This is a genomic window from Chitinophaga eiseniae (assembly GCF_012641265.1).
Classification (GTDB): domain Bacteria; phylum Bacteroidota; class Bacteroidia; order Chitinophagales; family Chitinophagaceae; genus Chitinophaga; species Chitinophaga eiseniae_A.
Genome location: NZ_JABAHZ010000001.1, coordinates 1 through 22,387 on the forward strand (window position 1 = coordinate 1; position 22,387 = coordinate 22,387).

At 48.1% G+C, this 22,387-nt stretch carries 17 protein-coding genes, 1 tRNA gene and 1 pseudogene; 9 read left to right on the top strand and 10 right to left on the bottom strand.

The features are described from left to right. From HGH91_RS00005 to HGH91_RS31575, 4 genes and pseudogenes are all read left to right on the top strand, one after another. A partial coding sequence (locus tag HGH91_RS00005; protein WP_168736424.1) for a T9SS type A sorting domain-containing protein occupies nucleotides 1–1,161 on the top strand: 1,161 nt, incomplete at its 5' end. 325 nt (nucleotides 1,162–1,486) lie between these two features. Then, a complete protein-coding gene (locus HGH91_RS00010; protein WP_168736425.1) occupies nucleotides 1,487–2,965 on the top strand; it encodes a PLP-dependent aminotransferase family protein in 1,479 nt (492 codons plus the stop codon). Nucleotides 2,966–3,532: 567 nt separating this feature from the next. Beyond that, nucleotides 3,533–3,787, top strand: a complete 255-nt coding sequence (locus HGH91_RS00015) for a hypothetical protein (protein ID WP_168736426.1) — start codon at nucleotides 3,533–3,535, stop codon at nucleotides 3,785–3,787. 29 nt (nucleotides 3,788–3,816) lie between these two features. Continuing rightward, nucleotides 3,817–4,851 (top strand): annotated as a pseudogene (locus HGH91_RS31575) (recombinase family protein); the annotation flags it as partial. Between the two features lie 538 nt (nucleotides 4,852–5,389). Here HGH91_RS31575 and HGH91_RS00025 read toward each other — a convergent pair. From HGH91_RS00025 to HGH91_RS00035, 3 genes are all read right to left on the bottom strand, one after another. After that, nucleotides 5,390–5,463: transfer RNA gene (locus HGH91_RS00025), tRNA-Pro, on the bottom strand. A gap of 32 nt (nucleotides 5,464–5,495) precedes the next feature. Then, complete coding sequence (locus tag HGH91_RS00030; protein ID WP_168736427.1) at nucleotides 5,496–6,026, bottom strand: DinB family protein; 531 nt, start codon at nucleotides 6,024–6,026, stop codon at nucleotides 5,496–5,498. Between the two features lie 3 nt (nucleotides 6,027–6,029). Then, entirely contained in the window at nucleotides 6,030–6,452 is a 423-nt protein-coding gene (locus HGH91_RS00035) for a PaaI family thioesterase (protein ID WP_168736428.1), read from the bottom strand. 115 nt (nucleotides 6,453–6,567) lie between these two features. On the opposite strand from HGH91_RS00035, the gene HGH91_RS00040 reads away from it, so the two are divergent. After that, on the top strand, nucleotides 6,568–7,101 hold the full coding sequence (locus HGH91_RS00040; protein WP_168736429.1) for a CHRD domain-containing protein: 534 nt from the start codon (nucleotides 6,568–6,570) through the stop codon (nucleotides 7,099–7,101). 45 nt (nucleotides 7,102–7,146) lie between these two features. Here the strand turns inward: HGH91_RS00040 and budA are convergent, their stop codons facing one another. Then, nucleotides 7,147–7,935, bottom strand: coding sequence for an acetolactate decarboxylase (gene budA / locus HGH91_RS00045; RefSeq protein WP_168736430.1), 789 nt, complete (start codon nucleotides 7,933–7,935; stop codon nucleotides 7,147–7,149). A gap of 300 nt (nucleotides 7,936–8,235) precedes the next feature. On the opposite strand from budA, the gene HGH91_RS00050 reads away from it, so the two are divergent. Beyond that, nucleotides 8,236–8,532, top strand: a complete 297-nt coding sequence (locus tag HGH91_RS00050; protein ID WP_168736431.1) for a hypothetical protein — start codon at nucleotides 8,236–8,238, stop codon at nucleotides 8,530–8,532. Nucleotides 8,533–8,535: 3 nt separating this feature from the next. Here the strand turns inward: HGH91_RS00050 and HGH91_RS00055 are convergent, their stop codons facing one another. Further along, nucleotides 8,536–9,210 carry a GNAT family N-acetyltransferase gene (locus HGH91_RS00055; RefSeq protein ID WP_168736432.1) on the bottom strand — a complete coding sequence of 225 codons (675 nt, stop codon included), beginning with the start codon at nucleotides 9,208–9,210 and terminating at the stop codon, nucleotides 8,536–8,538. Nucleotides 9,211–9,375: 165 nt separating this feature from the next. Here HGH91_RS00055 and HGH91_RS00060 point away from each other — a divergent pair, with 165 nt between their 5' ends. After that, nucleotides 9,376–10,032, top strand: a complete 657-nt coding sequence (locus HGH91_RS00060; RefSeq protein ID WP_168736433.1) for a GIY-YIG nuclease family protein — start codon at nucleotides 9,376–9,378, stop codon at nucleotides 10,030–10,032. 6 nt (nucleotides 10,033–10,038) lie between these two features. On the opposite strand, the gene HGH91_RS00065 is transcribed toward HGH91_RS00060, so the two are convergent. The 4 genes from HGH91_RS00065 to HGH91_RS00080 form a co-directional block, all read right to left on the bottom strand. Further along, entirely contained in the window at nucleotides 10,039–13,221 is a 3,183-nt protein-coding gene (locus tag HGH91_RS00065; RefSeq protein ID WP_168736434.1) for an error-prone DNA polymerase, read from the bottom strand. 18 nt (nucleotides 13,222–13,239) lie between these two features. Next, on the bottom strand, nucleotides 13,240–14,742 hold the full coding sequence (locus tag HGH91_RS00070) for a Y-family DNA polymerase (protein WP_168736435.1): 1,503 nt from the start codon (nucleotides 14,740–14,742) through the stop codon (nucleotides 13,240–13,242). Between the two features lies 1 nt (nucleotide 14,743). After that, nucleotides 14,744–15,478, bottom strand: a complete 735-nt coding sequence (locus tag HGH91_RS00075) for an ImuA family protein (RefSeq protein ID WP_168736436.1) — start codon at nucleotides 15,476–15,478, stop codon at nucleotides 14,744–14,746. 179 nt (nucleotides 15,479–15,657) lie between these two features. Then, nucleotides 15,658–18,528, bottom strand: a complete 2,871-nt coding sequence (locus HGH91_RS00080) for a TonB-dependent receptor (protein WP_168736437.1) — start codon at nucleotides 18,526–18,528, stop codon at nucleotides 15,658–15,660. Nucleotides 18,529–18,639: 111 nt separating this feature from the next. On the opposite strand from HGH91_RS00080, the gene HGH91_RS00085 reads away from it, so the two are divergent. Then, nucleotides 18,640–19,353, top strand: coding sequence for a DUF6882 domain-containing protein (locus HGH91_RS00085; protein WP_168736438.1), 714 nt, complete (start codon nucleotides 18,640–18,642; stop codon nucleotides 19,351–19,353). Nucleotides 19,354–19,377: 24 nt separating this feature from the next. Next, a complete protein-coding gene (locus HGH91_RS00090) occupies nucleotides 19,378–20,436 on the top strand; it encodes an ankyrin repeat domain-containing protein (RefSeq protein WP_168736439.1) in 1,059 nt (352 codons plus the stop codon). A 57-nt stretch (nucleotides 20,437–20,493) separates the two neighbouring features. Here HGH91_RS00090 and HGH91_RS00095 read toward each other — a convergent pair whose 3' ends face one another. Beyond that, the gene (locus HGH91_RS00095) at nucleotides 20,494–22,146 is read right to left on the bottom strand and encodes a DUF6138 family protein (RefSeq protein WP_168736440.1); all 1,653 of its coding nucleotides are present in this window, start codon (nucleotides 22,144–22,146) and stop codon (nucleotides 20,494–20,496) included. Between the last annotated feature and the right edge of the window lie 241 nt (nucleotides 22,147–22,387).

Genomic DNA, 22,387 nt, shown 5'->3' on the forward strand with positions numbered 1-22,387 from the left:
CATTTTTACTGGACACTGGCGAGTACCGGTGAGCATTGGGACCCGAATAATATTCTGAACGATTGGACGGGCTCCACTTTTGTACCAGGAGCTACCGGAGGTGTGGTAGTTGCAGGAGGTGAGATCAGTGTAAAAGATGTCCCCTTACAGTTAGCTCCGGGGGCTTCCGTACTCGTGGAGACTGCATGGAAGCCACATATCCCGCAAGACTATGCAAATAGCCCAAATCAGGTAGATGTATGCCTGCTGGCAAGGATTACCGAACAGGTTGCGACACATCCTCCTTTTGGTGGCGTGAATTGGTTTGACGTTTTTATGCATGTTCCTGAAACGGGTGGCAATGAAAAATACAATGTAACTAACAATAACAACATTGTAACCCGTAACCTGATTGTGACAAATACTGACCTCTATAATAAGGGCACAGAAAAGCATCAGGTATGGGTAGCCAATGCAGAAACAGAGCAGCACATTTTTAGCTTCCAGCTCATCAATGACCGTGCAATACATAAACAGCTTGCCGGTGACTTCTCAGCAGTTGGCTATATCACCCTGTATCTTGGTGATCTTTTTGATCGTTGGGTGGCTGCCGGTTCTCACGGCATCTATGCAACATCAGATGAACATAATAAATCAGTAACCTTTGACGGCTCTAGTACTTTGGAACTGGATGGCATATCATTAGATGCTGGTGAACGTTTCCCTGTAGGAGTAGAAATACATTTGCGCAGCGGCGCAAAAAGCTATGGTAATGATTTTACTGTTCATTTCAGGCAGTTTACCTCAGATGCAACAAATACTTATTCAGACCTGTACGGAGACGTGAGTTTCCTAATCAAAACACCGGTAGCGGATTTGCTGCATTTTGCAAGGAAAGCCCCGGCAACCACAGAAGTACTCAAACAGGGCAATTTCTTTGCTTATCCAAACCCGGTAGACAATACGCTGTATTTTGGTTACAACGGAGATGGCGATATACAATCAGATATCATAGTAACGGACGTAGCGGGTAAAACAGCAATGGTTAAGAAAAATAATGCCTTTGTTAAGGGGCAGACATACTCTATAAATACCAGCGTGCTTCAACCTGGAATCTACCTTGTACATTTTACCAATAGTAGGGGCAGCGAGGAAACAATTAAGATTACCAAGCTAAAATAGATACTCTTTCTCTGAGCGGCTACAGTGTAGCTTTAGGGGTGCTTATCGGCACCCCTTTTTATTGCTTACAAGATTGTCCTGAAATGGTTTGTCATGATTGGGCCAGTTTTGCACTCTCGAACTTGGGCCAGTGTTTTGTAACTGAAATTCATATACATTCGATAAAGATTTTCAAAACAGGACACATACTCATTAACCTGAAGACCGGAACTCTGAAGACCAAATCCCTACGCCTGGAAGCATCTTTTCTCCCTGTTGAAGAAAGCACGTTTATCTAAGGTAGCGCCCACCTTAATTGTTTACTTGAAACCCATACCATTTACCTATGGCATTCCGTGCATGGAAAAATGTCTTGTCATTTGAACTTGACAGACAAAGAAAGAACCTGAGCCAGCAAATTGAAGATGGCATTGTACATGAAATCAGTAACGGGAGGTTAACTCCGGGGATGCTCTTGCCCGGTTATCGCGAGCTGGCCAGTTTACTCGGCGTGAGCCGTAATACAATTGCAGCTGTCTATACTGAAATGGCAAGCAAAGGCATTCTTAAAAGTGTAAGAGGGAAAGGAACGCTTATTGCAGATCATATCCCGCACCAAAGGGATATCGCCGTCAGGAAGGTCACGCACAAACAGAAACTATCTTTTACTTTCAATGAGTTTAATAATGAGATTATCACAACTGAGGTGCCTCCGGGACGTTGGCAGGTAAAAGTGGACGATGGTTTCCCCGATCCTAAACTCGCTCCAAGCGGTAAGTTCGTGGCAACCTATAAACTGATGTCTTTTCGTAGTACCCGGCAGAAGAAAGCAGAATACAACAGCGGCAATAGTTTCCGGCAGCTGTTTTTGGAAGCTGGCCGGATGCTTCGTACACGTCGTGGCCTTCATATTGATGATTCCAACCTCTGTATTATCATAAGCAGTAAGATGGCGCTATATATGATCGCACAGACGCTATTGCAGAAAGGGGATGTAGTTGCAGTGGAAGATCCCGGGGGCGCAATATGCTGGCAAACCTTTCAACGCGCCGGTGCTATGCTCTTACCTGTCCAGGTGGACAGTGAGGGTATCCGCACGGATATACTGGAGCGGGAGCTGCAACAAAAAAAAATAAAAGCTGTTTACATTTCTCCTTCCTGCCAATACCCAACAACTGCGACTTTATCTCTGCAACGCAGAAAGCACCTGATCGCCCTATCAGAGAAATATGGTTTTGCCATAATAGAAACAGACTACAATCATGAGTTTTCATTCGATCCTTCAGCACCGTTACCTCTTGCGTCAAATAATGTCGAAGGGAATGTTATCTACTTAACGAACCTGAGCCGCATGATGGCACCGTTAAACCTGATATGCTGTGTTGCAGGGCCGGCGGCATTCATCCAGTCGCTACATGCGCTCTACTACAGCATATACCAGCGGGCAGACGCCGTGCTGGAATTAACGGTAGCTGATATGATGAAGACAGATATTATCGGGCGTGCTGCACGTGCCAGCTTACGGGAATACCGGAAGAAACGGGACAATATGGTAGCATATATCGAAAAACACCTGCATCCTTTAGTATCTGCAAACGTCCCGGATGCAGGTCTTGCATTGTGGCTGATTCCTGATCAGCGCTTTAATACCGATAATATTCGTAAACGTCTGCTGGAAATGGACATTTGGATACCACCAGCAAACCTGATCGCATATAGCAAGCATCCGCCCAATGCGCTACGCATTGGCTACGCATCCCTATCACCACGAGAATCTATCAATACGATTGAAGCCATTGCCGATGTTTTGACGCATTTGCATTGAATCAGCGTCAGCCCTCAAAAGTTTTAACCATCTCTTCATTGCGTTCTTTGATCGCATCTGCATAATTATTCCATCTACAAAAAACTGTAGTCGTACTGGCAAGCTATTGCCTTAGCTTGTCTGTGCTTTCATATTTCCCATGAATCAACATTTCACAACTATGAAATCAAACGAAGCCCACATGAACCATCCGCGCAAAGTAACCGCACACACACTCAAGGAGCTTGCCGACCAATACGGAGTAAGCAGGCGCATTATCAGAACCTGGTTAAGTCCATTTGAAGCAGAGATCGGCCCGCGATTAGGCTACTATTATACGGTCGCACAAATGCTAATCATATACGAGAAGATCGGCCCACCGCCTATGTGACCCTTATCCCTTTATCAACTTGTTGTAAGCACATACTACTTTTCTTTCTCCGCATCGCCTTTCACCACCTACTCCGGCGACCGGCAATTAACTACCTATATGCGAAATTGTTTCATGTTGCTTGCAATACAGCGCATGAGCTGTAAAGTGGCTGTTCTACCTGTCATATATTGACGGGTTGGAAAAACTATATATCTATGGAACAAGTAACACACAGGCAGCCATCAGCAGTAATGTCATTACCTATAAAAGACCAGGGTGAGCTTACACCTGAACTGCTTAGAAAATTTCCGGGCTGTGAGCATTATTCGGACGAGCAGGCCGAATCAGTAATTGAGTCGATACACCTCCTTGCAGAAATTTTATATGATTTGGCGATTTCTAAAGAAATACATAATGTTGATTATCAATTAGATACTTGTGAAATAATGCCCTTAAATCAGGCAGCATAAAAACATTATTATCCCAAAAATCAAAACAAATGCTCAAAACAGTAGATGCTTTTCAGAAATGGGCAAGAACCTCCGGTACTAATAACCTGATCAAAGACATAAAACAAGCTGTGGTCTACACACGTGTTTCATCCAAAGAACAGGCAGACAAAAATCTAAGCCTCGAATTTCAACGAAAGACAATTGAGGACTATGCAAGACGCAATGACTTTAAGCTTATAGAATATTTTGGCGGCACTTTTGAATCTGCCAAAACGGATGGCAGAAAGGAGTTTTTACGGATGCTGAACTTCATCCGCTCCAAAAAGGGGGCGATCAGCCACATATTAGTATACACCACAGCGCGGTTCAGCAGAACAGGAGGGGCGGCAATTAAGCTTGCTGAAGATTTATTGTTGAAATATGGAGTACAAATATTGGCAGTAACTCAGCCAACAGACACCTCTACTACCAATGGTCAGTTTCAGCAGAATATAAATTTCCTCTTTGCTCATTGGGATAACCAGCAACGCAGACAAGCAACAATGGCAGGGTCTAAAGAGAAATTAGAGGCTGGCATTTGGTGCCTTAAACCACCGATGGGGTATGATGCCGTCACTATGAATGGTGTTCGTACCATCGTGGTAAATAAGACTGGCGAACGTCTGCGCAAAGCATTTCAGTGGAAATTAATGGGAGTGAAAAACGAAGATATATTACTCCGTCTTAAAGCCCTCGGGGTAACCATTTATAAACAGAAACTGTCTATGATCTTCAGCAATCCCTTTTATTGTGGGATTATTGTAAACAAAATGCTGAATGGAGCAGCTATAAAAGGAAAGCACCCGGCGCTAATCTCACAGGCAGAGTTCCTGCAAATAAATGAAATCCGTGCCGCAGCTGGTGGAAAGTTTGGCGTATATCATCAGAAAGAAAGAGCAGAACTCCCCTTAAAGGTATTCGTTAAGTGTGGCATGTGTGGTAATGCCTTTACCGGTTATACTTCCAAGAACATATATTACTATAAATGTCGTGGCATTGGCTGCAACTGTAATATAAGCGCCAAGAAGCTCAATGAACAATTTATCGAGTTTCTATCTCACTATAGCCTTCGGGATGATACGCTCGCACCCCTTCAGTATCACATGAGCCAATTCTTCAGAAAGCGTAATGAAGTAGCTTATGTTCATATTATGGAGTTAGAAAAGCAGCTCGGAGAAGTACAAGTATACCTGAATAACATTGAGGAAAGTTTCCATGTATATAAGAAAATGGGCGATGAAAGCTACCAGAAATTTAAGGCTAAATACATCGAGCAGAAGAACAATATAGAAAGCGAAATCAAAAAAAGTGGTATTGACAGTTCTAACTTGGAACAGTACCTAAGTAAAGCGGTCATAATTTCTCGGGAACTGGCTACAGCATGGGATTGTGGCAATATCCCTAAAAAGGAATCCCTGCAAAAATTGGTGTTTCCGGAGGGAGTATCATATAATTTGAAAAACGGGGCATTTCTAACTCAAAAAGTGAACGGCGTTTTTTCCCTTTTTGCAGACGTGAACAGCGTTTCAGCCGAAAATAAAAAAGGACAGGATGGTATTAAAACCATCCTGTCCAATCAAGTCGGGATGACAAGATTCGAACTTGCGGCCTCTTCGTCCCGAACGAAGCGCGCTACCGGGCTGCGCTACATCCCGTTTGAGGTGGCTAATTTAATAAATTCCCCCAGTTATTTCACCGGATTTTTTTCGGTACCGGCTATCGGTGTACTGTTTTGTGCTACTTCTTCTGCGGTGAGTCCGTACATGGGCGGCGTTTTTACGCCCAGCAGGTTCAGGTAAATATATAGTTCGCCGCGATGGTGAATTTCATGTTCTACCATGGCGCGCATCCATTTCCATATACGCATTTCTACATTGCCGGGCGTGGTGCATTTACGTTGCAGGTCTGCATCGCTCAGTTGCCGGAATATGGCGAGTGATTGCTGGTGCAGTTCGTTGAAGAAGGCAACAACGTTGTCGTAGCCGTCGGCCAGCTCTTTGCCACAGCCTTGGTAGGCGCTGGGGCGGCCGGCGATGGTTTCGGCAAACATATACCTTTCGATGGTGGCAATATGCCGGATCTGGTCGCCGATACTGAACTTACCCGGTTTGTACGACCAGTCCAGCTGATCGGGTGGCACTACGCTGATGAGCCGGAGGGTACGTTCCCGTACTTTGTCGTAGTATTCGAGAAAGGGTGGTATGCTAAGGATTTCCATGGCTTATTTGCTGGCTTTTATGAGGGTGATTAAAGAGGTGGCGACTTGTGCTTCCTGATCGTTATTCCGGATAAAAAGATCGGTTTGTGCTACCGTAATAGTAGCGCCTCCTTTAATCACGGTAGCTTTGGCGATGAGCATTTCACCTTTCGCCTGGCGCAGAAAATTGACCTTAAATTCTATGGTGAGAAAGGAAACATCTTCCGGGTAAAGTGTGGTAGCGGCGTAGCCTCCCGCAGTATCGGCCAGGGCGGCAATGACGCCGCCGTGAAAAATGCCGGAAGTACGCAACAGGAAATCAGTGGGAGGTACAGCAATGGCGATGGATCCGTGATCGATCTGTTCGATGTGGGCGCCATAAAATTGCATGAGCTTTTGCCGTCCAAAACTAGCGTTGATTCTTTCGCTGATCTGTGGGTCTAACATGTATGTTGTTTCGGGAAAGATAGGCATTTTTGACTATTTGTAAGGCCACCGTTAAAGGTTCGTTAATGAGGCAACATTTAACACACATTTCCCGTATTAACTATAAACAACTGTTATGAAAAAGGAATCTTTCTCCCGCCTATGGAGGAGACAGTGGTTTGCATACAGTTCTTTATTTTTTGCTGTATGTATGGCTGCCTGTAGTGGCGGGGGCTATAATGGTGGTAACGGTAACCCTGGTGGAGGTAGTACTTATACCGTTAGTGCAACGCTGACAGGAGCACAGGAAACGCCTGCCAACGGCAGTACCGGTACAGGTACACTCACAGGTACTTATGATCCTGCAACATATAAACTCAGCTTCACCCTTAGCTGGAGTAAAATCAGCGGAGTGCCTACAGGTATGCACTTCCATGGGCCTGGTGCAGCAGGTGTGGCAGCCCCGGTGGCGATTGCCATTACAGGCTTTCCTGCTAATGCCACTGGCTCAGTATCCGGAACAGTAACGCTTAGTGCGGGCCAGGCGGGTGATTTGCTCTCCGGCAACTGGTATGTAAATATCCATACCGCCGCTTTCCCTAATGGGGAAATAAGAGGGCAAATCTCCACCTCGAAAATGACAGGTGGCGGAGGAGGTTCGGGCTATTAGCTAAACAAAAGGATGCCTCAGGCAATGGAGGCATCCTTCTGACTGTTATTTTGAACCCTTTTCCACGCTTTTTATGTCTTCTTGCCTGTTTTGCTTAAAGTCGAAGTGATCAAAGGCAGGAGAGGTGGGAATTTGCAAGGTGTAGCTGTCGAGTATGCTCACAGTAATCACCACATCAGCAATGGCCAGATCCACGATATGACCGCCCGCATCCCGTGCATCCGACAGGTAATGAAAATGATACCCGGCAATGTTGGTGTTATCCATGTACGCCGGTAAACGATAGCCTACCAGGTCTCCCGCACAGGCATTGAATTGAAAGAAATGTTGCAGCCCCAACATGCCCGCCAACGGCGGATACGGCGCCTCATGCACCGGTGGAAAAGCCCTTGTTTTCAGGTGACTGAACTTACCCTTGATATGAATGGCGTAGAGGCCGTTCATATTTGGCAAAAGGCTGTCCAGGTAATGGTACAAGGCTGCTCTGTCCATGGACTGATGCACGGTGAAAGTCAGGTCGGTATGGAAGAAATTGATCATGCTGAAAGGCGTCAGCTGCTGCCGGTGCAACACTTCCGTAGTTTTTCCCGTGTATTGCGTCTGATAGGCCTTACCATCTAAAAACAGCAGCTCCCCGTCTATTTTATCCGGCGCACCGAGGCCAAAATCTCCTTTTGTGACAAGGGAGTCTATCGGGTAAAATCCATCATACAGACCGCCCATCAGTCCACTGGCTACTCCTGCGGTGAAGAGCTGGTGGTGGGTGGTGTCTTTAGCCGGCTGCCCGGCAGGAGCGGATAATGTTAGCAGCAGCGTTAAAATAGGGACATACATGTTCGTTGGTATCGTTGAAATATGATAAAATACCGGAAAGGTAGAGAAAAAATAAAAGAGAAGAAATGTAAAATCGCCCGCTGCCATAGGCCAACGGAAAGTTACTATCTTTAGATAACCGGCAGTAGCCGGATGTTAACTTCCCATATATGAGATACACGATTGGTTTATCCGTTTTATTATTGCTGATCATGGAGTCACCTGTACTAGCCCAGAAAGCTTCCCCCGTAATACCCGGCTATTACAATGCCAGCCGCATGGAAGTAGCGGAAGAAAATAACGCCCACAGATCCTCCCGCGATGACCCAAACGGCCGAAGGCTTCGAAACGCTTGTCAACGGCCCCGCATCGCGGCATTTATACCTGGTACATACGATGTACGATACCGAATATTCGGAATATAGCCTGCCGGATAAAGTCAACAAGATATACATTGCCCCGGGGGATGGGCTGGGCAAACCTGTCTTCCAAAATATCCCCTTCCTGGTGGGCGACAGCTGCTTAATCAATACGCGCGACGAAAACCGCCGGTTCAGCTACCAGGGACCAGTAGCCGAAAAAGATAAAGTACTGGCCAGGCCAGGCAATGAACAATAGGCGTTATTTTTCTGCTGGAATGGCAGCGGTGGTGTAAGGACACAGGAACTGCCAGTTGAGCGACTCATACAAGGCTTTTCCCTCCGGCGTAGCCACCAGTAAGCCTTGTGAAACCCCATTTGCCAGGGCTGTCTCTTCCAGGGCTTTCATGACAATACTGCCAAGACCCCGGCGCTGATGATCGGGCTGTGTGGCAATGCGATCGTAAATAGCGTAACCATCGGTGATGGCTATACGACCAATAGCGGCTTCTTCTCCGTCTGCCGTCAATATACGGACAATGAATACAGGAGCTGCTGTTATCACTTCCAGGCGATACCCTGGCGGAAGGGGATGTTTGGGCGAGCCCATAGGACCCGGACAAGCCATCATAAAAGCATGTGTGGTAATTTCCCAGGGAGCCGGCAACAGTGCAGCCAATGCTTCTGCCGGTGCACAAACTTTAATAAACACATAAGGCTCATGAATAGTGCCGGCCAGCGTATGACATTCCTGGCTTAAAGCGGGAAAAACATAACGTGTTTTGGCGTCTGCCCAGCCCAATTCCGTCCGGAATCCGCTGCCATAAGGTACTGGTGGTGGCACTTCGCGGGCCAGCGACCAGCCCTTTACCCAGGTTTCAACAATGTGTGGAGCTACTACGTCGGCCATCTCTATCAGGTGATTGTTTTGGTTCAATAAATCACGATGCTAATATAAGCCTCCCGGAAATCACAGACCAATTTTTTACAGGAATGTCAGCGTAAATAAAAAGATGATGCCGCCGGCAGATTTGGCGCATAATAATCAGGATCGTAAATTGATTATTAAATTATTATTTTCGCAAAGCGTGAAAACCACCTCATGGAGCAAGTACAAGTTGGCAAATGTGTGTATATTCTCAGTACAGGCAAAAATCTGTATAAAATAGGCAAAACCCAGGACCTGCATAAGCGGCTGGCTGCCTATCATACCCACCTGCCTGTCATGTTCCGCGTTATCCGGCAGTACGCCGCCCTCAACATGACAGACCTGGAAGAAAGTCTGCACATCGTTTTTCAGCATAAACGCGTAAAAGGAGAGTGGTTCGAGCTCAGCAAAGACGACCTGATCATCTGCGACAACATTGCCCGTAATTATGCCCTCCAATCCCTGCAAAAGCAACAGCGTAAATACAACGAACTCGTTTTTAGCGATAACCCGTTACTACAGGTAATGGAAGCCAATGAAAAGTACCTGATGGACTATTCCCGCATCGCAGATGATGTGGAGCTGGGGCTCAACAACGACGAAATCTTCCAGCTGCATGAAGGCACCGTAAACAAGGCTATTATTGATACGGTAAGGAGATTGCTGAAATATCGTACCCCCAATTCCGCATTCCTGGGCAAATGGCTGCGTGTAGTCAATGAGCTGAGCAATGGCACCAGCGAAGCCCTCATCCTGCAGAAATACAAAAATGAAGTGAGTCGCGGTACCATACAGATGATCAAAAGAATCCTGCGCAATCAGCTGTATTAACCAACATTACCTGAAATTTCTGCCCTCCGGGAAAATTTTTCCTTGTTGTGGTTGATCCTTTCTAACGGCTGGAGTAGCGCTGGCAGGCGCCTCAGCACCAGTAGGAATTAAGCGTTGCAGGAGTTTGGTGAAATTATAGCAATGTTGCACTACCACATGCACCACTTCCCCTTCCCGTTGTAATTTACCTTCTACCATGAGCAAACGCGATTGCACAATTTCTTTGCGGTAATGGGTAAACAGTTTTTCAAATACCACCAGGTTGCAGCAGCCGGTTTCATCTTCCATGGTAATAAAACAAACCCCGCTGGCCGTACCAGGCCTTTGCCGTACTAATACCAGGCCAGCCACTTTCACGAAAGCACCATCGTCTATGTATTCCAGGTCTTTGGCTGTCAGCACCTGCAATAAATTGAGCTTCTCCCGGACAAAGCTCACCGGGTGGGCTTTTAAAGAAAGCGATAAGGAGCCATAGTCATGAATCACCTGTTCGGCGGCCGTCATTTCAGGTAATTGTACGCTGGCTTCTGCGGCGCTTTCCGCTGTTTGACCGGTAAACATACCGGTAGGACGGTCATGCAGGGCGGATACTTCCCACAATGCCCGGCGACGATTGAGCCCTATAGAGTTGAAGGCATCGGCATCTGCCAGCTTCTCCAGGGTAGTGTGCAGCACGCCCGCTTCCCGGAGCGCCGGAATGCTCTGGTAATGGGTGCTACGGCCTGAAAGCAGGCTGGCAATATCTTCTTCCTTGATGCCTTTTACCTGGCGGAAACCTAGCCGCATAGCCCGGTATTTACCGGAATGTTCCTCCAGGGTGTTGTCCCACAAAGAAAAATTAATATCTACAGGCCTTACTTTAACCCCGTGCTTCCGGGCATCAATCACTATTTGCGCCGGCTGGTAAAAACCCATTGGTAAGCTGTTGAGCAACGCACAGGCAAATACGTCGGGGTAATAACATTTTAGCCAGGAAGATACATATACCAGCAATGCAAAGGATACAGCATGACTCTCTGGAAAACCATAACTACCAAAGCCTTCCAGCTGTTTGAAAATACGGTGCGCATATTCTGTATCGTATCCATTTTGCACCATGCCATCTACCAGCTTTTCCCTGAACTTACTAACCTGCCCGCCGGATTTGAAGGTAGCCATACTGCGCCGCAACTCATCAGCTTCCGATGCGGTAAAGCGGGCAGCTACCATCGCAATTTTCATGGCCTGTTCCTGGAACAGCGGTACGCCTAATGTTTTTTCCAGTATAGGTATTAGTTCGTCTTTAGGATAGGAAACTTTTTCTTCCCCATTCCGTCTGCGCAGGTAAGGATGCACCATGTCGCCCTGTATAGGACCAGGCCGCACAATGGCCACTTCGATCACCAGGTCATAAAATTTGTTAGGCCTTAACCGGGGCAGCATCGATTGCTGGGCCCTGCTTTCTATCTGGAATACGCCAATGGTATCGGCATGGCTCACCATTTCATACACCGCCCCATCATCCTGGGGAATATTGGCCAATGTAAGATGAAGATCATAGTGATCACGGGCCAGGTGAAATGCTTTGCGGATACAGGTGAGCATACCCAGCCCCAATACATCTACTTTCAGGAATCCCAGGGCTTCAATATCATCTTTATTCCATTCAATATTGATCCTGTTTTCCATTCGTGCATTCAGCAGCGGGCACAGGTCCGATAATTTTCCCTGGGTGATGATGAAGCCACCGGTATGTTGTCCCAGCTGACGGGGAAAGCCGATCAGCTGATCAGTTAATTCCAGCACTTTGCGCAGATGAGGGTCTGCCGGGTTAAAACCCTGGCTGGACAGCTGTTTGCCTTCATACCAGGCTTCGCTTAGTTCCCACATCGTATCAGACAACCGGTTAATCATATCTACCGATAATCCCATGGCCTTTCCAACATCGCGAACAGCCCCTTTGCGCTGCAGCTGCGTAACGGTAGCTACTATAGCGGCCCGGTCCCGCCCGTATTTATTGTAGATGTATTGAATGACTTCTTCCCGGCGTTCATGTTCAAAGTCTACATCAATATCCGGTGGCTCATTCCGGGCAGAAGAAAGAAAGCGTTCAAAGAGTAAGTCGAATTTGGTGGGATTAACAGACGTAATGCCCAGGCAGAAGCAAACCGCAGAATTAGCCGCAGAGCCGCGTCCCTGGCAAAGTATATCCTGGCTGCGGGCAAATCTCACAATATCATATACTGTCAGGAAATAGGAGGCATAATTCATCTCTTCGATAAATGACAGTTCACGTTGGATATCTTTTTTTATTCCGGCAGGAATATCGTTTCCCAATTTTTCTGCGGCGCCATTCCAGGTTAAGTATACCAGTTCTTCCTGTGGCGTACGCCCTTCACTGGTGAGTTCTTCGGGGTAGATATACCGGAGTGTGCTGAGGGAGAACTGGCAGGCCTGGGCTATTTCCCGGGTACGGCGGATGGCATCGGGGTATTGCCGGAATAGCCGCTGTATTTCTTGTGGAGGTTTCAGGTATCGTTCTGCATTTTCGTGTAGCCGGTAGCCGGCAGTATAGATCGTACATTTTTCCCGGATACAGGTAAGGATATCCTGTAGCTGCCTGCGTTCGGGATGATGATAGTGTACATCATTGGTGGCCACCATAGGTATATGCAGTTTTTCTGACAGCTGTGAAAGCCGGAATAATTTTTTAAAATCATCTCCCTGGTAAGTGCGGGTAGCGGCCAGGTACAGCTGTTTGCCCAGTGCTTTCCGGTATTCCCGCAGGGCGCTTTTAAAGGTATCTTCATAGTCGAAATTGGCGTTGAGGGCTGTTGGCGCCAGGGCAATAAAGATCATACCTTCCGCATGTTCATATACATCTGCTTTGTACAGGTGGCATTGCCCTTTTTCAGCCCGGAGGTTCCCTTTCGTCAGTAAGGCCGATAAGCGGCTGTAAGCATCCTGGTTGGTAGGGTAGGCCAGCAGGCTGGGGCCGTCCAGCAGCTGGAGTTGGCAGCCGGGAATAATACGTATATGCTTTTCCTTTGCCGCTGTATGCGCACGTACAATGCCTGCCAGGCTGTTGATGTCTGTAATGGCGATGTCCGTATATCCCAGTTCTATAGCCTGTTCTACCAGTTCCTCGGGATGAGAACCGCCACGCAGGAAGCTGAAGTTGGTGGTGACTTGTAACTCTGTGTAATGCATACGCTGCTATTTCATTCTTCACGCAAAAAATCCATGGATAAACCATTGGTGTGGCTGGTCTACATCATAATGCCCCAGCCGGAAAAGCCAGTAGCGCTGGCCTTTTTCATCTTCCACACAATAATAATCGCGGTGCGCGCCTGTTTCCAGCCACCATTCCCGCTCTATGCGTTCGGGACCGTCTGCTTTTTTTACGCGGTGCAGTTCTCCTTTGTAGCGAAACAGCATAGGCGGATAATCCGGAATGGGAGCGGAGACTTCAATAAGCGCCGGTTCTGCTAATAGCCGGATAGGCCTTGGTCGGTCTGTTCTCCAGGCAATGTCCGGGCTCTCCTGCAGGCTGGGCGCTTGTTTAAAAGAACGTTCCGGCCAGTGATGCTGATCGGGTAAATACCGGTGTACAATGCCGGCGCCTATTTTCCCGGTAAGGCGGTCGATCAGTTCGGCCACCATCCTGTCATCGAGGTTACCGGCACGCGACCACAGCGCTTCCTGCGCTGTCGATACCGCTTCCACCCTGGAAGCTTCCAGTACAAATAATTCGATACCCAGCCCCGGTGCGATCTGTGAAATATGCTGGTCAAACAGTTTGAAGAGATGCCGGCTGTTGTGGGAAGGACGATTGGTACCGATACTCACTTCCTGTACCTCGTTATCTACCCGGTAACATTTGAGCCGGGCATTACGCAGTCCTTTCTCTTCTTTTTGCAATCGCCCGCAAAGCGCTTCCAGCAACCGTTCCAAGGCGATGGTGATACCGGTGGCGGTCATAATAGGCTCCAGGCAGGGCAACCGTTCTTCATAAGGCTCGGGGCGTTGCAGTGACTCCCGAATTTCGGGTTCCATGCCCAGCGCCTGGTCCAGCCGTTGCAGTAAGTCTTGCCCAAAACGGCGGCGCAGGGCAGATCTGGGCATGTTAATGAAACTGCCTACCTGGTAGAGTCCCAGTTTATGTAAGCGGTCCAATACTTCCGGGTCCAGTCGCAATGCGGCAGGAGGCAGTGGTAAAAGGTGGGCTTGTTGTTCATACGGAGGCACTACCGGCGTTACCCGTCCATAGCGGGCTACCGCCCAGGCGGCGCCGATGGTGTCGGCAATGGCGGCCCTTACATCATAGCCGAAATCTCTCAGCCGGGAGCGTATGTCTTCCAGGTAAGGTATTTCGCCGCCCCACAGGTGAGCGCAACCGGAAATATCCAGTATCAGTCCATCGGGCGGATCTATGGCCGCTACCGGCGTATAACGTATACACCAGTGCCCGAGTGCGGTCAGTAATTTTTCGGACAGGCCGGGTACTTCATCCAATACCTGTAAAGAAGGCACCAGGGCGCGGGCATCTGCTACCGCCATGCCGGTATCTATTCCCTGGGCTTGTGCAGGGATGTTGGCGGCGGTAATTTTCATCCGGCCATGATCCGGCGCTGCCAGCACAAAAGGTACCTCGCGCAATTCCGGCTGCCGGCGGGTAAACCAGTCCGTTTGCAAATGGCGGAACCATATGGCAATAAAGCGGGCCGGCATATTATCCTATTTTACGAAGCGGTGTTAATGGAAGTGCCGTAATGGCTTCACGAATGGTGTGGAAGCGGTTATCGTACCAGGTAAGCCGCCAGGTGCCAGGTTTGCCACTGCGCATTTTCAACAGGGCTACCTGCCAGGAAGGAAAGCCCGGTCCGGGCATGCGCTCCTCCTGCTCACTCACCAGGGGCGTAATCTGCCACCGGGCTACGCAGGTGGTGCTGGTCAACTGCCGGGGCTGATGCCGGTGTACAAAACCCGTCACTTTGCTTTGCTCTACCGCCAACTGCAAACGCCGGGAGGCGGTAAAACTGATTTCTTTCAGCTCACCCACCACTGCTGCCAGCCCATTACACTTCAACGCTTCTTCCATTGCCCACAACGCGTCTTTATCGCGGGATACATCTACAAAAACCACCTGGTCTGGTGCAATACCAAAATGCTGCAGGGCCGGTGGGAAAATCATCCGGTTGGTACTGATCCAGATACAAATACCCCCTTCCTGCATCAGGCAACCCAATATACCACTAAGAAAACCCGAAGTGGCCGCCGCATCTTCGGCGCTCATGCTGATCAATTCATGTATATGACCGGTAGGAAATACTCCCCCCGGAAAAGCTTCTCTCAACGGCCCAAGTCCTACATCCACCGCGGCATTATTTAATGTCGGCTGGTGCCCCTGTAAAAGAAGAATATCTTTTTGCAATTGTGCGATGATATCTGCTTTTGTCGTAGGCATCTCTAAAATTATTAACTAATTTTTTTAGCAAAAATACTAATTATTTTAGTTTAAATTGAATATTATTTTTTCCCTTTTGATAGTAATTAGGAAAGAAGAGTTTAGGCGGGTTTGTAAAGAAAAGGAGCAAAGAATTTTATAAAATTCTTTGCTCCTTTTCCGGCAAGATAAAATACTATTTAGAAACTAAACGCTACTTTGGTAAATAACCGCACACCGTTAAAGCCCATCTGCACAGCATCCCAGGGCCCTCCGGTTTCTCCGTCGTAAGCCGACAGCTTGGCGCCCGGAACATACCCGAGGGCAGGATGTACATTGAAAATATTGTCAGCACCCAGGAACCAGCTGATATGCGAAGAAAACCGGAAGCTGGCATACAGGTCGGTCACTGCTTTACCATTGTAGTTGAACTGCTCCGGCACCAGGGTACCATCGCTATCCAGGGCTACAAGGGGACTGATACCGGTGCCTTCCAGGTTAGGATCGCCGGGCAGCCCGGTGCCTTCTTTCGCCGGATCGCCTGCAAAGCCATATCCCAACAATACAATTTTACCGTAGTAGGTAACGCGGGCGCCCACACTAAATTTATGGATACCATATTCCAGGTTTAAGCCCAGCTTTACCGGCGGCGCAGATGCCAGCACAAAATGCTGTTCCCGCTCACTGAAAAATTCTCCCCGGTGCAGGTAGCTGTCGTTCAGTTTATCAGGTACATTGATCTTGTCGATATCCATATGTTGCAGGTTGCCGGTAAACAACGCCCGGAAGTGCTGATCGTTCCATTTCTTGTTGTAGTCTATCACGATATCCACGCCATAGTTGGTGGTATTAACGGCATTGGCAAAGAATTGGGCATTGTTGATCCTAAGTGAATTGAGCGTATCCCGGAATTGCGGATCGAGTGTAGCATCACTGGCATCAAATTGACCAGATAATACAATACGGTCTTTCACTTTTACGAGATAGCCATCTATGGTGATGGTCAGCGCATTGACAGGCTTCCAGGAAAAGCCGAGACTGGCATTCACGGATTTTTCCTGCTTTAGCTCAGGAATGCCGGCAGCTTTTGTAATAGGACTGTAGTTCGGCGCAATTTTTACTTCTGTGATACGGCCTCCCTGTACATTGGTAAATTGGGAACTGTAATTGATCTGTTGCAGGGAAGGCGCCCGGTAGCCGGTACTAACGGAACCGCGTATATTAAAATGAGGAGCTACCTTGTAACGGGCGGCCAGCTTATAGTTGCTGGTAAACCCAAAGTCGCTGTAATTCTCTGCCCGGATCGCGGCGCCCAACAGGAACTTCGTCGTAATATCCCATTCTGCATCCACATAGCCAGCTATGTTGGTGCGTTTGGCATTTACTACATCAGAGGGCCGGTACCCGGGAAATCCCTGCGCACCGCTGGCCTGTAGCGTATCGGGGTCAAAGTTGCGCCAGGACTTTTCTTCGCCCGCATAAATCTTATAGTTCTCATACCGGTATTCTGCACCCAACGCCAGGTTGAATCCTGCGCCCAGGTGAGGAATTTCTTTGGTGAAGGTGAGGTTGGCGGTATTTTGCAGGAAGGAAAAGCCGCCATCATCGAAATGAGTGGGACTGGCAGTACCTATCAATGAAGCATTGAAGGTTTTGTCGCCATAGAAGTGAAAGTCATTTCTGCCCAACGTATTGCTGAGATCCCATTTCCAGTTGTTTCCCAGGCTGCCTCTTACGCCGGCAGCCAGCGAAGCATCCTGTATATGTGTTTGTATATGCGGATTGAAGATCGTATCCGGTTGATCGCCGGGAGTAGGAATACTTTCCATAATACCGGGAACAAAAATAGCGTTGCCATTTTTCTGTGTAATGGGGAAACGGTTCGGATGCCCGCTGGCTAACGGGTTGTAGCCATGCAAGGTTCTCGTATAGGCATAGGCGTCAGCTGCTTTATAATTATAGCCACCAAACGCATATACCGTAGTATTGCTATGTGCTACCGGGATTTCCATATTCAGCATCCCGCCGCCGGTGGTCACAGAGCCATCGCCATGAGCGCGCCGGCCGGTGTTGATAGGCAGTCCGCCGGAACTCGTTAAGTTAGTATCCAATACCTGCCGGAATGTTTTACCCTGTCGCAGGAAATTACCTGACAGGTTAATGAATCCACCATTTTTACCAATGGGGAAGCCGTAGTTGGCGCCGATGGTAACGGTATTACCGTCGATGGCGCCGGCAGACTCGTATTGGTTTAAGCTGCTCTTAAAATGCGTATTAAATTTATGATCATAATAACCTGCATAACCGGTATTGATGGAAAGATGATTCACATCCTTTTTAAGGATGATGTTGATTACACCGGCAATGGCATCGGAGCCGTATTGCGCAGAGGCGCCATCACGCAGGATTTCTACCCGGTCAATCGCTGACTCCGGGATGGCATTCAGATCGGTGCCGGAATTACCGCGGCCCCGTGTACCAAATACGGATACAAAAGCAGTTTGATGCCTTCGTTTTCCATTGATCAATACCAGTGTCTGATCAGGACCTAAGCCCCTCAGCGTGGCCAGGTCTATCTGGTCGGCGCCATCACTACCGCTTTGTTTGTTGTAGTTAAAAGAAGGAGCGGCCGCATTGAGCAGGGAGGTGAGTTCCATTTTAGCGCTGGGCAGCCCCGCCTGGTTCACGCTGATCACATCTACTGGCACCGGGGTTTCCGTTTTGGCACGGCCGCCGCTACGGCTACCCACTAATACCACCTGTGTAAGCTCCGCTACCGCGGGCACCAGTTGTACATTTATTTCCGTTCGCCCGTTAATGCTCACTTCCTGGGTATTGAAACCTACGGAACTGAATTCAAGTGTACCGGTCGATGGAGCATCAAGTGTGAAAATACCGTCTTTATTGGTTTGGGTGCCTTTGGGTGCAGACTTCACCCTAACGGTAATACCCTCCAACGGTGCGCCGCTGCCGGCATCGGTAACTTTCCCGCTGATTTTCTGATTTTGGCTGAATAAATAACCTGCACATAGCATGAGGATTGCCAGGCAAGGTAGCAGTTTGAGGTTCATATAATGGGCGATTTCAGATAAGTTAAGGAAAAAAAGCCAGACTAACGTAAAAAGTCGAAGAGAAGGCGCTATTTATTTCCCTATTTTTGAACCAGTCTAAATGACGATGCTATGAGTTTTTTAAAACATATTTCAGGAAACAATCACCCCGGTATAAATGTTAATCCTGCTACTACGGTACAAGCGTTGTTGGAGCAATACGGCGGCACCAGCCTCGATAAACAGCATAATCTTTACGATGTCATAGGCGAACATAATTGGGATGCCGACCTGGATGCAGGCACTATCAGCTTCGGAGAAGGAAAAATATTTCCCTTGCAGGTGCTGGGTACTTTTTCGCATAGCGCTCAAACCTGGTTGTGGGCCTGGGCCAACGCCCAGTCGGCCATTCCACCGGTAGTGCTGGAACAAGCCTTACAGTTGAAAACATATGGTGTGCAACACAATATCGACCTGTTTACACGCCCCGATTTTGATGCGGAAGAAAACGACCTTCACCGCATTGGTATGATCGCTGCCGGCATATTTGATGCCAGCGCCTACTACCTTGCGGATTATGGACAGGGTATATTGCTGGTTACCATCAACGGTGACCAGGTAGACCAGTCGGAACGCAATAATCTCGCACGCCCCCTGTCTGTTTTTCCCCAATTGATCAGCTTTTTTGAGATGAATCATAAGAATGCTTTCTCCAATTACCTGACCCAGATAGGCTATACCATTGCAGAACAACCGGAAGCGTTAACGGCCACCTGGAATGGACATACCATTACCGCCTCTTTTGACGAGCAGTCCAGGCTTACACAGCTGAATGGCAAAAACTAGCATATTTCATAAAAGATAGCAGATATGAAATTATTTGGTCCTGGCGCCGAATTAACGGAATTGGCTACACGAATGATGAATGAAGACCTGGCAGCACTGGAAAATGAGCTGTCTGAAGGATGGGATGTGAATGCCGTTTTTCACGTAACCCGGCATGTAGATGTGCCGCCCCTGACCCTGGCCCTGTCAGAACATAAAACCAAAGTAATTCACTGGTTACTGGAAAAAAATGCAGACGTTAACAACAGCGATTATCCGGCACTGATTACGGCAGCGGCTAGTTGTAAACCGGCCATCGTACAGCTACTGATCGACAAAGGCGCCGCTGTAAACCAATCGGATAAAGTAGGTAAAACAGCCCTGAGTACAGCGTTATACGGAAAGCGATATGATAATATCCCTGTATTGCTGGCCAATGGATATAGCCTGGCAGAAGATGGCCGTTCATTGCGGCAGGCTGTTTTCAACCGGCAATACCCCGCCATTAAAATACTGCTGGAGGCCGGCGTGGACGTTAACCTGCACCAGCCAGATATGGTATTTCCTTACAATCCAACCCCGGTATGCGTAGCCGCGCAGAACAACGATTTCAATACGGTGAAATTACTGGTGGAAAAAGGTGCGGATGTAACCATCAGGGATAAGTACGGTGAAAGACCTTACAACGCCGCAGTTGCCAATAAAAATGAAGAGATGATCGCTTATCTCCGGGCGCTGGAGCCCCCGGAATGGCATGAGGAAGCAGAAAGGCTGGCAGCGCTGAAAAAGTATAAAATTCCGGCTAAACTACTGGCGTTGCTAAAAAGCGATCATCGCCGTATGGAAATTCCGGGGAACGAATATGTAAGTTATATTGAATTTAACCGTATTGTAGATCTCAAAGAAGTAAACTGGAACAAACATACCTTCCTGGATCTCTTGTCGGACGCAGATAATTACGGCGCAGAAGGCCTGCTGGTATGGTATCCCAAAAAGAAATGCCTGGCCTCTGCCGATTATGAGCATGGCGAATTAAAAGAATTGGGAAGCGTGGAAGATTTTCTCCGCAACCCGGGTGAACAACTGAATAGCATATTTGAATAGTGGTTAAAGCCAGGAGTGCTGGTCATCAGGTCAGCACTCCTGCTAAAAACGCTTATGCTATTTGGTCGCTGCAGCCAACACGCCTTCCAGGGCAGGATCTGCACCTTTCTTTTTGGCAATAGCGGCCAGCTTTTGTGTGCCGCCCCATATCAACCCCATAATATGTTCAATTTCATGTCCCGGTAATTCCCGTACAAGCTCCAGTAGCAGCGGGGCGTATACCGGTTGCTCAAATACCTGTAGCTCCCGGATAGGCTTCATATCCTGGCATGCCAGCAGGCAGCGGAAAATGGTGGGGATGGTATCGGCATTCACGCCGTATTGACTGATCAATGCCTGGGTAAAGTGATTTTGCACCGATTGATGCTCAGTATCTACCTGCTTCATATAGTCCTGCACCAGCTGAAAATAATCTGTACTGGCCAGTCCCAGGCCAAATACGGCATAGGTGCCGGGCAGGCAGCATATTTCCGCGTCTGCGTCGGTATACCATTCGTAGGGCTGGGACATAGCTACACGGGCGTATTGTTCCAACAGGGGAAACAATGCTTTATAAGCCAGGGCGTTGGCAAAGAAGCGATGTGTACTTTTTTTGCCGGTATTTTTAATGGGGAGAAAATTTTTGACTTTCGACTTCAGCTCAATGGCATAGCTATGCGGAAAATCCTCTTCCAGCAGCCCGATGAGGTATTCCAGCGCTTGTTGATAAGCCTCCTCGTTTTCCTGGCGTACCTGTATACTAACGGTACCGAGTATATCATTACATTGAAGCTGAACGCTGCTGGTGGCAACGGCCTTAAACTTACCCGTACCGGATTGCAGCAGGGTAGTGGCGGCGCCGCTGCCCAGTTCACCGGCCAGTTCTGCCAGTCGTATACCGGAGGATTGCGAATAGCTGGGGGAGTATTTTATGATCATCACTGCCGTGTATACCAAGAGGTCCAGCAAGCCCGGATCTACCGCAGGATGGTCGGCTTGCAGCGTGTATACGGTGGGCTGGAAGGTCGCTTTTGCGACGGTATAAAACCGCGGAATAAATACCTCTTCTGCCCACTGCTGCAGCGCATTAATGATATAGTGCCGGTGCCGTGCCAGGGCTTCTTTATTCGCTTTATTCAACTGGCATATCTTATCGAAAATAGCCATGATACGGGACGCTTCCGGCGGCTGAAACAAGCCTTCATCCAGCAGGTGCCGCGACAGGAAAAAGGTGTCCAGCTCTTTGGTAGGATATTGTCCGTTATCGATATGTTGATCTATATATTGGGCGATAGTGGTTAGTAGCTGTGCCCGCCTGGACTCACTGGTATGGTTATACGGTGCTATGGCAATGCGCCTGCCGCCAACCAGCACCTGCCCATATACCCTAAACCGGTAGTCCAGTACCGGGAGTTCGGTATACTGCGCTATCACCGGTTGTAAAGCTGTGTGCAGCAAAGGTTCCAGTTGTTTTGCCGCTTCGGGATCAGTGAGCACGCCGGTGGTATTACTGCCTTCATAATGCATATCGGCATCACTGAAATCATCGTCGGAAGTATACAGGTACATTTCACCGTTTTTATACACAAACCGGGCGAAGTCAAATATGCCCACTTGTAACCTGGATCGTTTTATAATGGCGGCAGCATCCTTGTTTTTGTTTAATTGCGCTAATAGTACAGACACGCCATGAGCGATGTCTTTGGCAATGGTTTCCAGCTCGTTGGTCATTCACAATGATTTGGGTTACAAATAAGGCGGCAATTTAGAGATTTATTGTTTGAAAGAAAAATAGGGCAGTGATGTCCCCGTTTACCCGGCACCCGGCAGATATTTTTTTAAGCCGGTTAAATTTCATATTTTTAAGTATATAGGCTTTGATAATCCCTTTCATTTTGTAATATCAACGTACGGGATAGTTTAAGAGAAGGAGGGAAGCGTGGAAAACTGTATTGATCATAACCTGGCTGCT

Excerpts from the sequence above, each read along its gene's own strand:
- HGH91_RS00010 (WP_168736425.1), top strand. The coding sequence starts at position 1,487 with ATGGCATTCCGTGCATGGAAAAATGTCTTGTCATTTGAACTTGACAGA.
- HGH91_RS00015 (WP_168736426.1), top strand. The coding sequence starts at position 3,533 with ATGGAACAAGTAACACACAGGCAGCCATCAGCAGTAATGTCATTACCT.
- HGH91_RS00030 (WP_168736427.1), bottom strand. The coding sequence starts at position 6,026 with ATGGAAATCCTTAGCATACCACCCTTTCTCGAATACTACGACAAAGTA.
- HGH91_RS00035 (WP_168736428.1), bottom strand. The coding sequence starts at position 6,452 with ATGTTAGACCCACAGATCAGCGAAAGAATCAACGCTAGTTTTGGACGG.
- HGH91_RS00040 (WP_168736429.1), top strand. The coding sequence starts at position 6,568 with ATGAAAAAGGAATCTTTCTCCCGCCTATGGAGGAGACAGTGGTTTGCA.
- budA (WP_168736430.1), bottom strand. The coding sequence starts at position 7,935 with ATGTATGTCCCTATTTTAACGCTGCTGCTAACATTATCCGCTCCTGCC.
- HGH91_RS00050 (WP_168736431.1), top strand. The coding sequence starts at position 8,236 with ATGACCCAAACGGCCGAAGGCTTCGAAACGCTTGTCAACGGCCCCGCA.
- HGH91_RS00060 (WP_168736433.1), top strand. The coding sequence starts at position 9,376 with ATGGAGCAAGTACAAGTTGGCAAATGTGTGTATATTCTCAGTACAGGC.
- HGH91_RS00065 (WP_168736434.1), bottom strand. The coding sequence starts at position 13,221 with ATGCATTACACAGAGTTACAAGTCACCACCAACTTCAGCTTCCTGCGT.
- HGH91_RS00070 (WP_168736435.1), bottom strand. The coding sequence starts at position 14,742 with ATGCCGGCCCGCTTTATTGCCATATGGTTCCGCCATTTGCAAACGGAC.
- HGH91_RS00075 (WP_168736436.1), bottom strand. The coding sequence starts at position 15,478 with ATGCCTACGACAAAAGCAGATATCATCGCACAATTGCAAAAAGATATT.
- HGH91_RS00080 (WP_168736437.1), bottom strand. The coding sequence starts at position 18,528 with ATGAACCTCAAACTGCTACCTTGCCTGGCAATCCTCATGCTATGTGCA.
- HGH91_RS00085 (WP_168736438.1), top strand. The coding sequence starts at position 18,640 with ATGAGTTTTTTAAAACATATTTCAGGAAACAATCACCCCGGTATAAAT.
- HGH91_RS00090 (WP_168736439.1), top strand. The coding sequence starts at position 19,378 with ATGAAATTATTTGGTCCTGGCGCCGAATTAACGGAATTGGCTACACGA.
- HGH91_RS00095 (WP_168736440.1), bottom strand. The coding sequence starts at position 22,146 with ATGACCAACGAGCTGGAAACCATTGCCAAAGACATCGCTCATGGCGTG.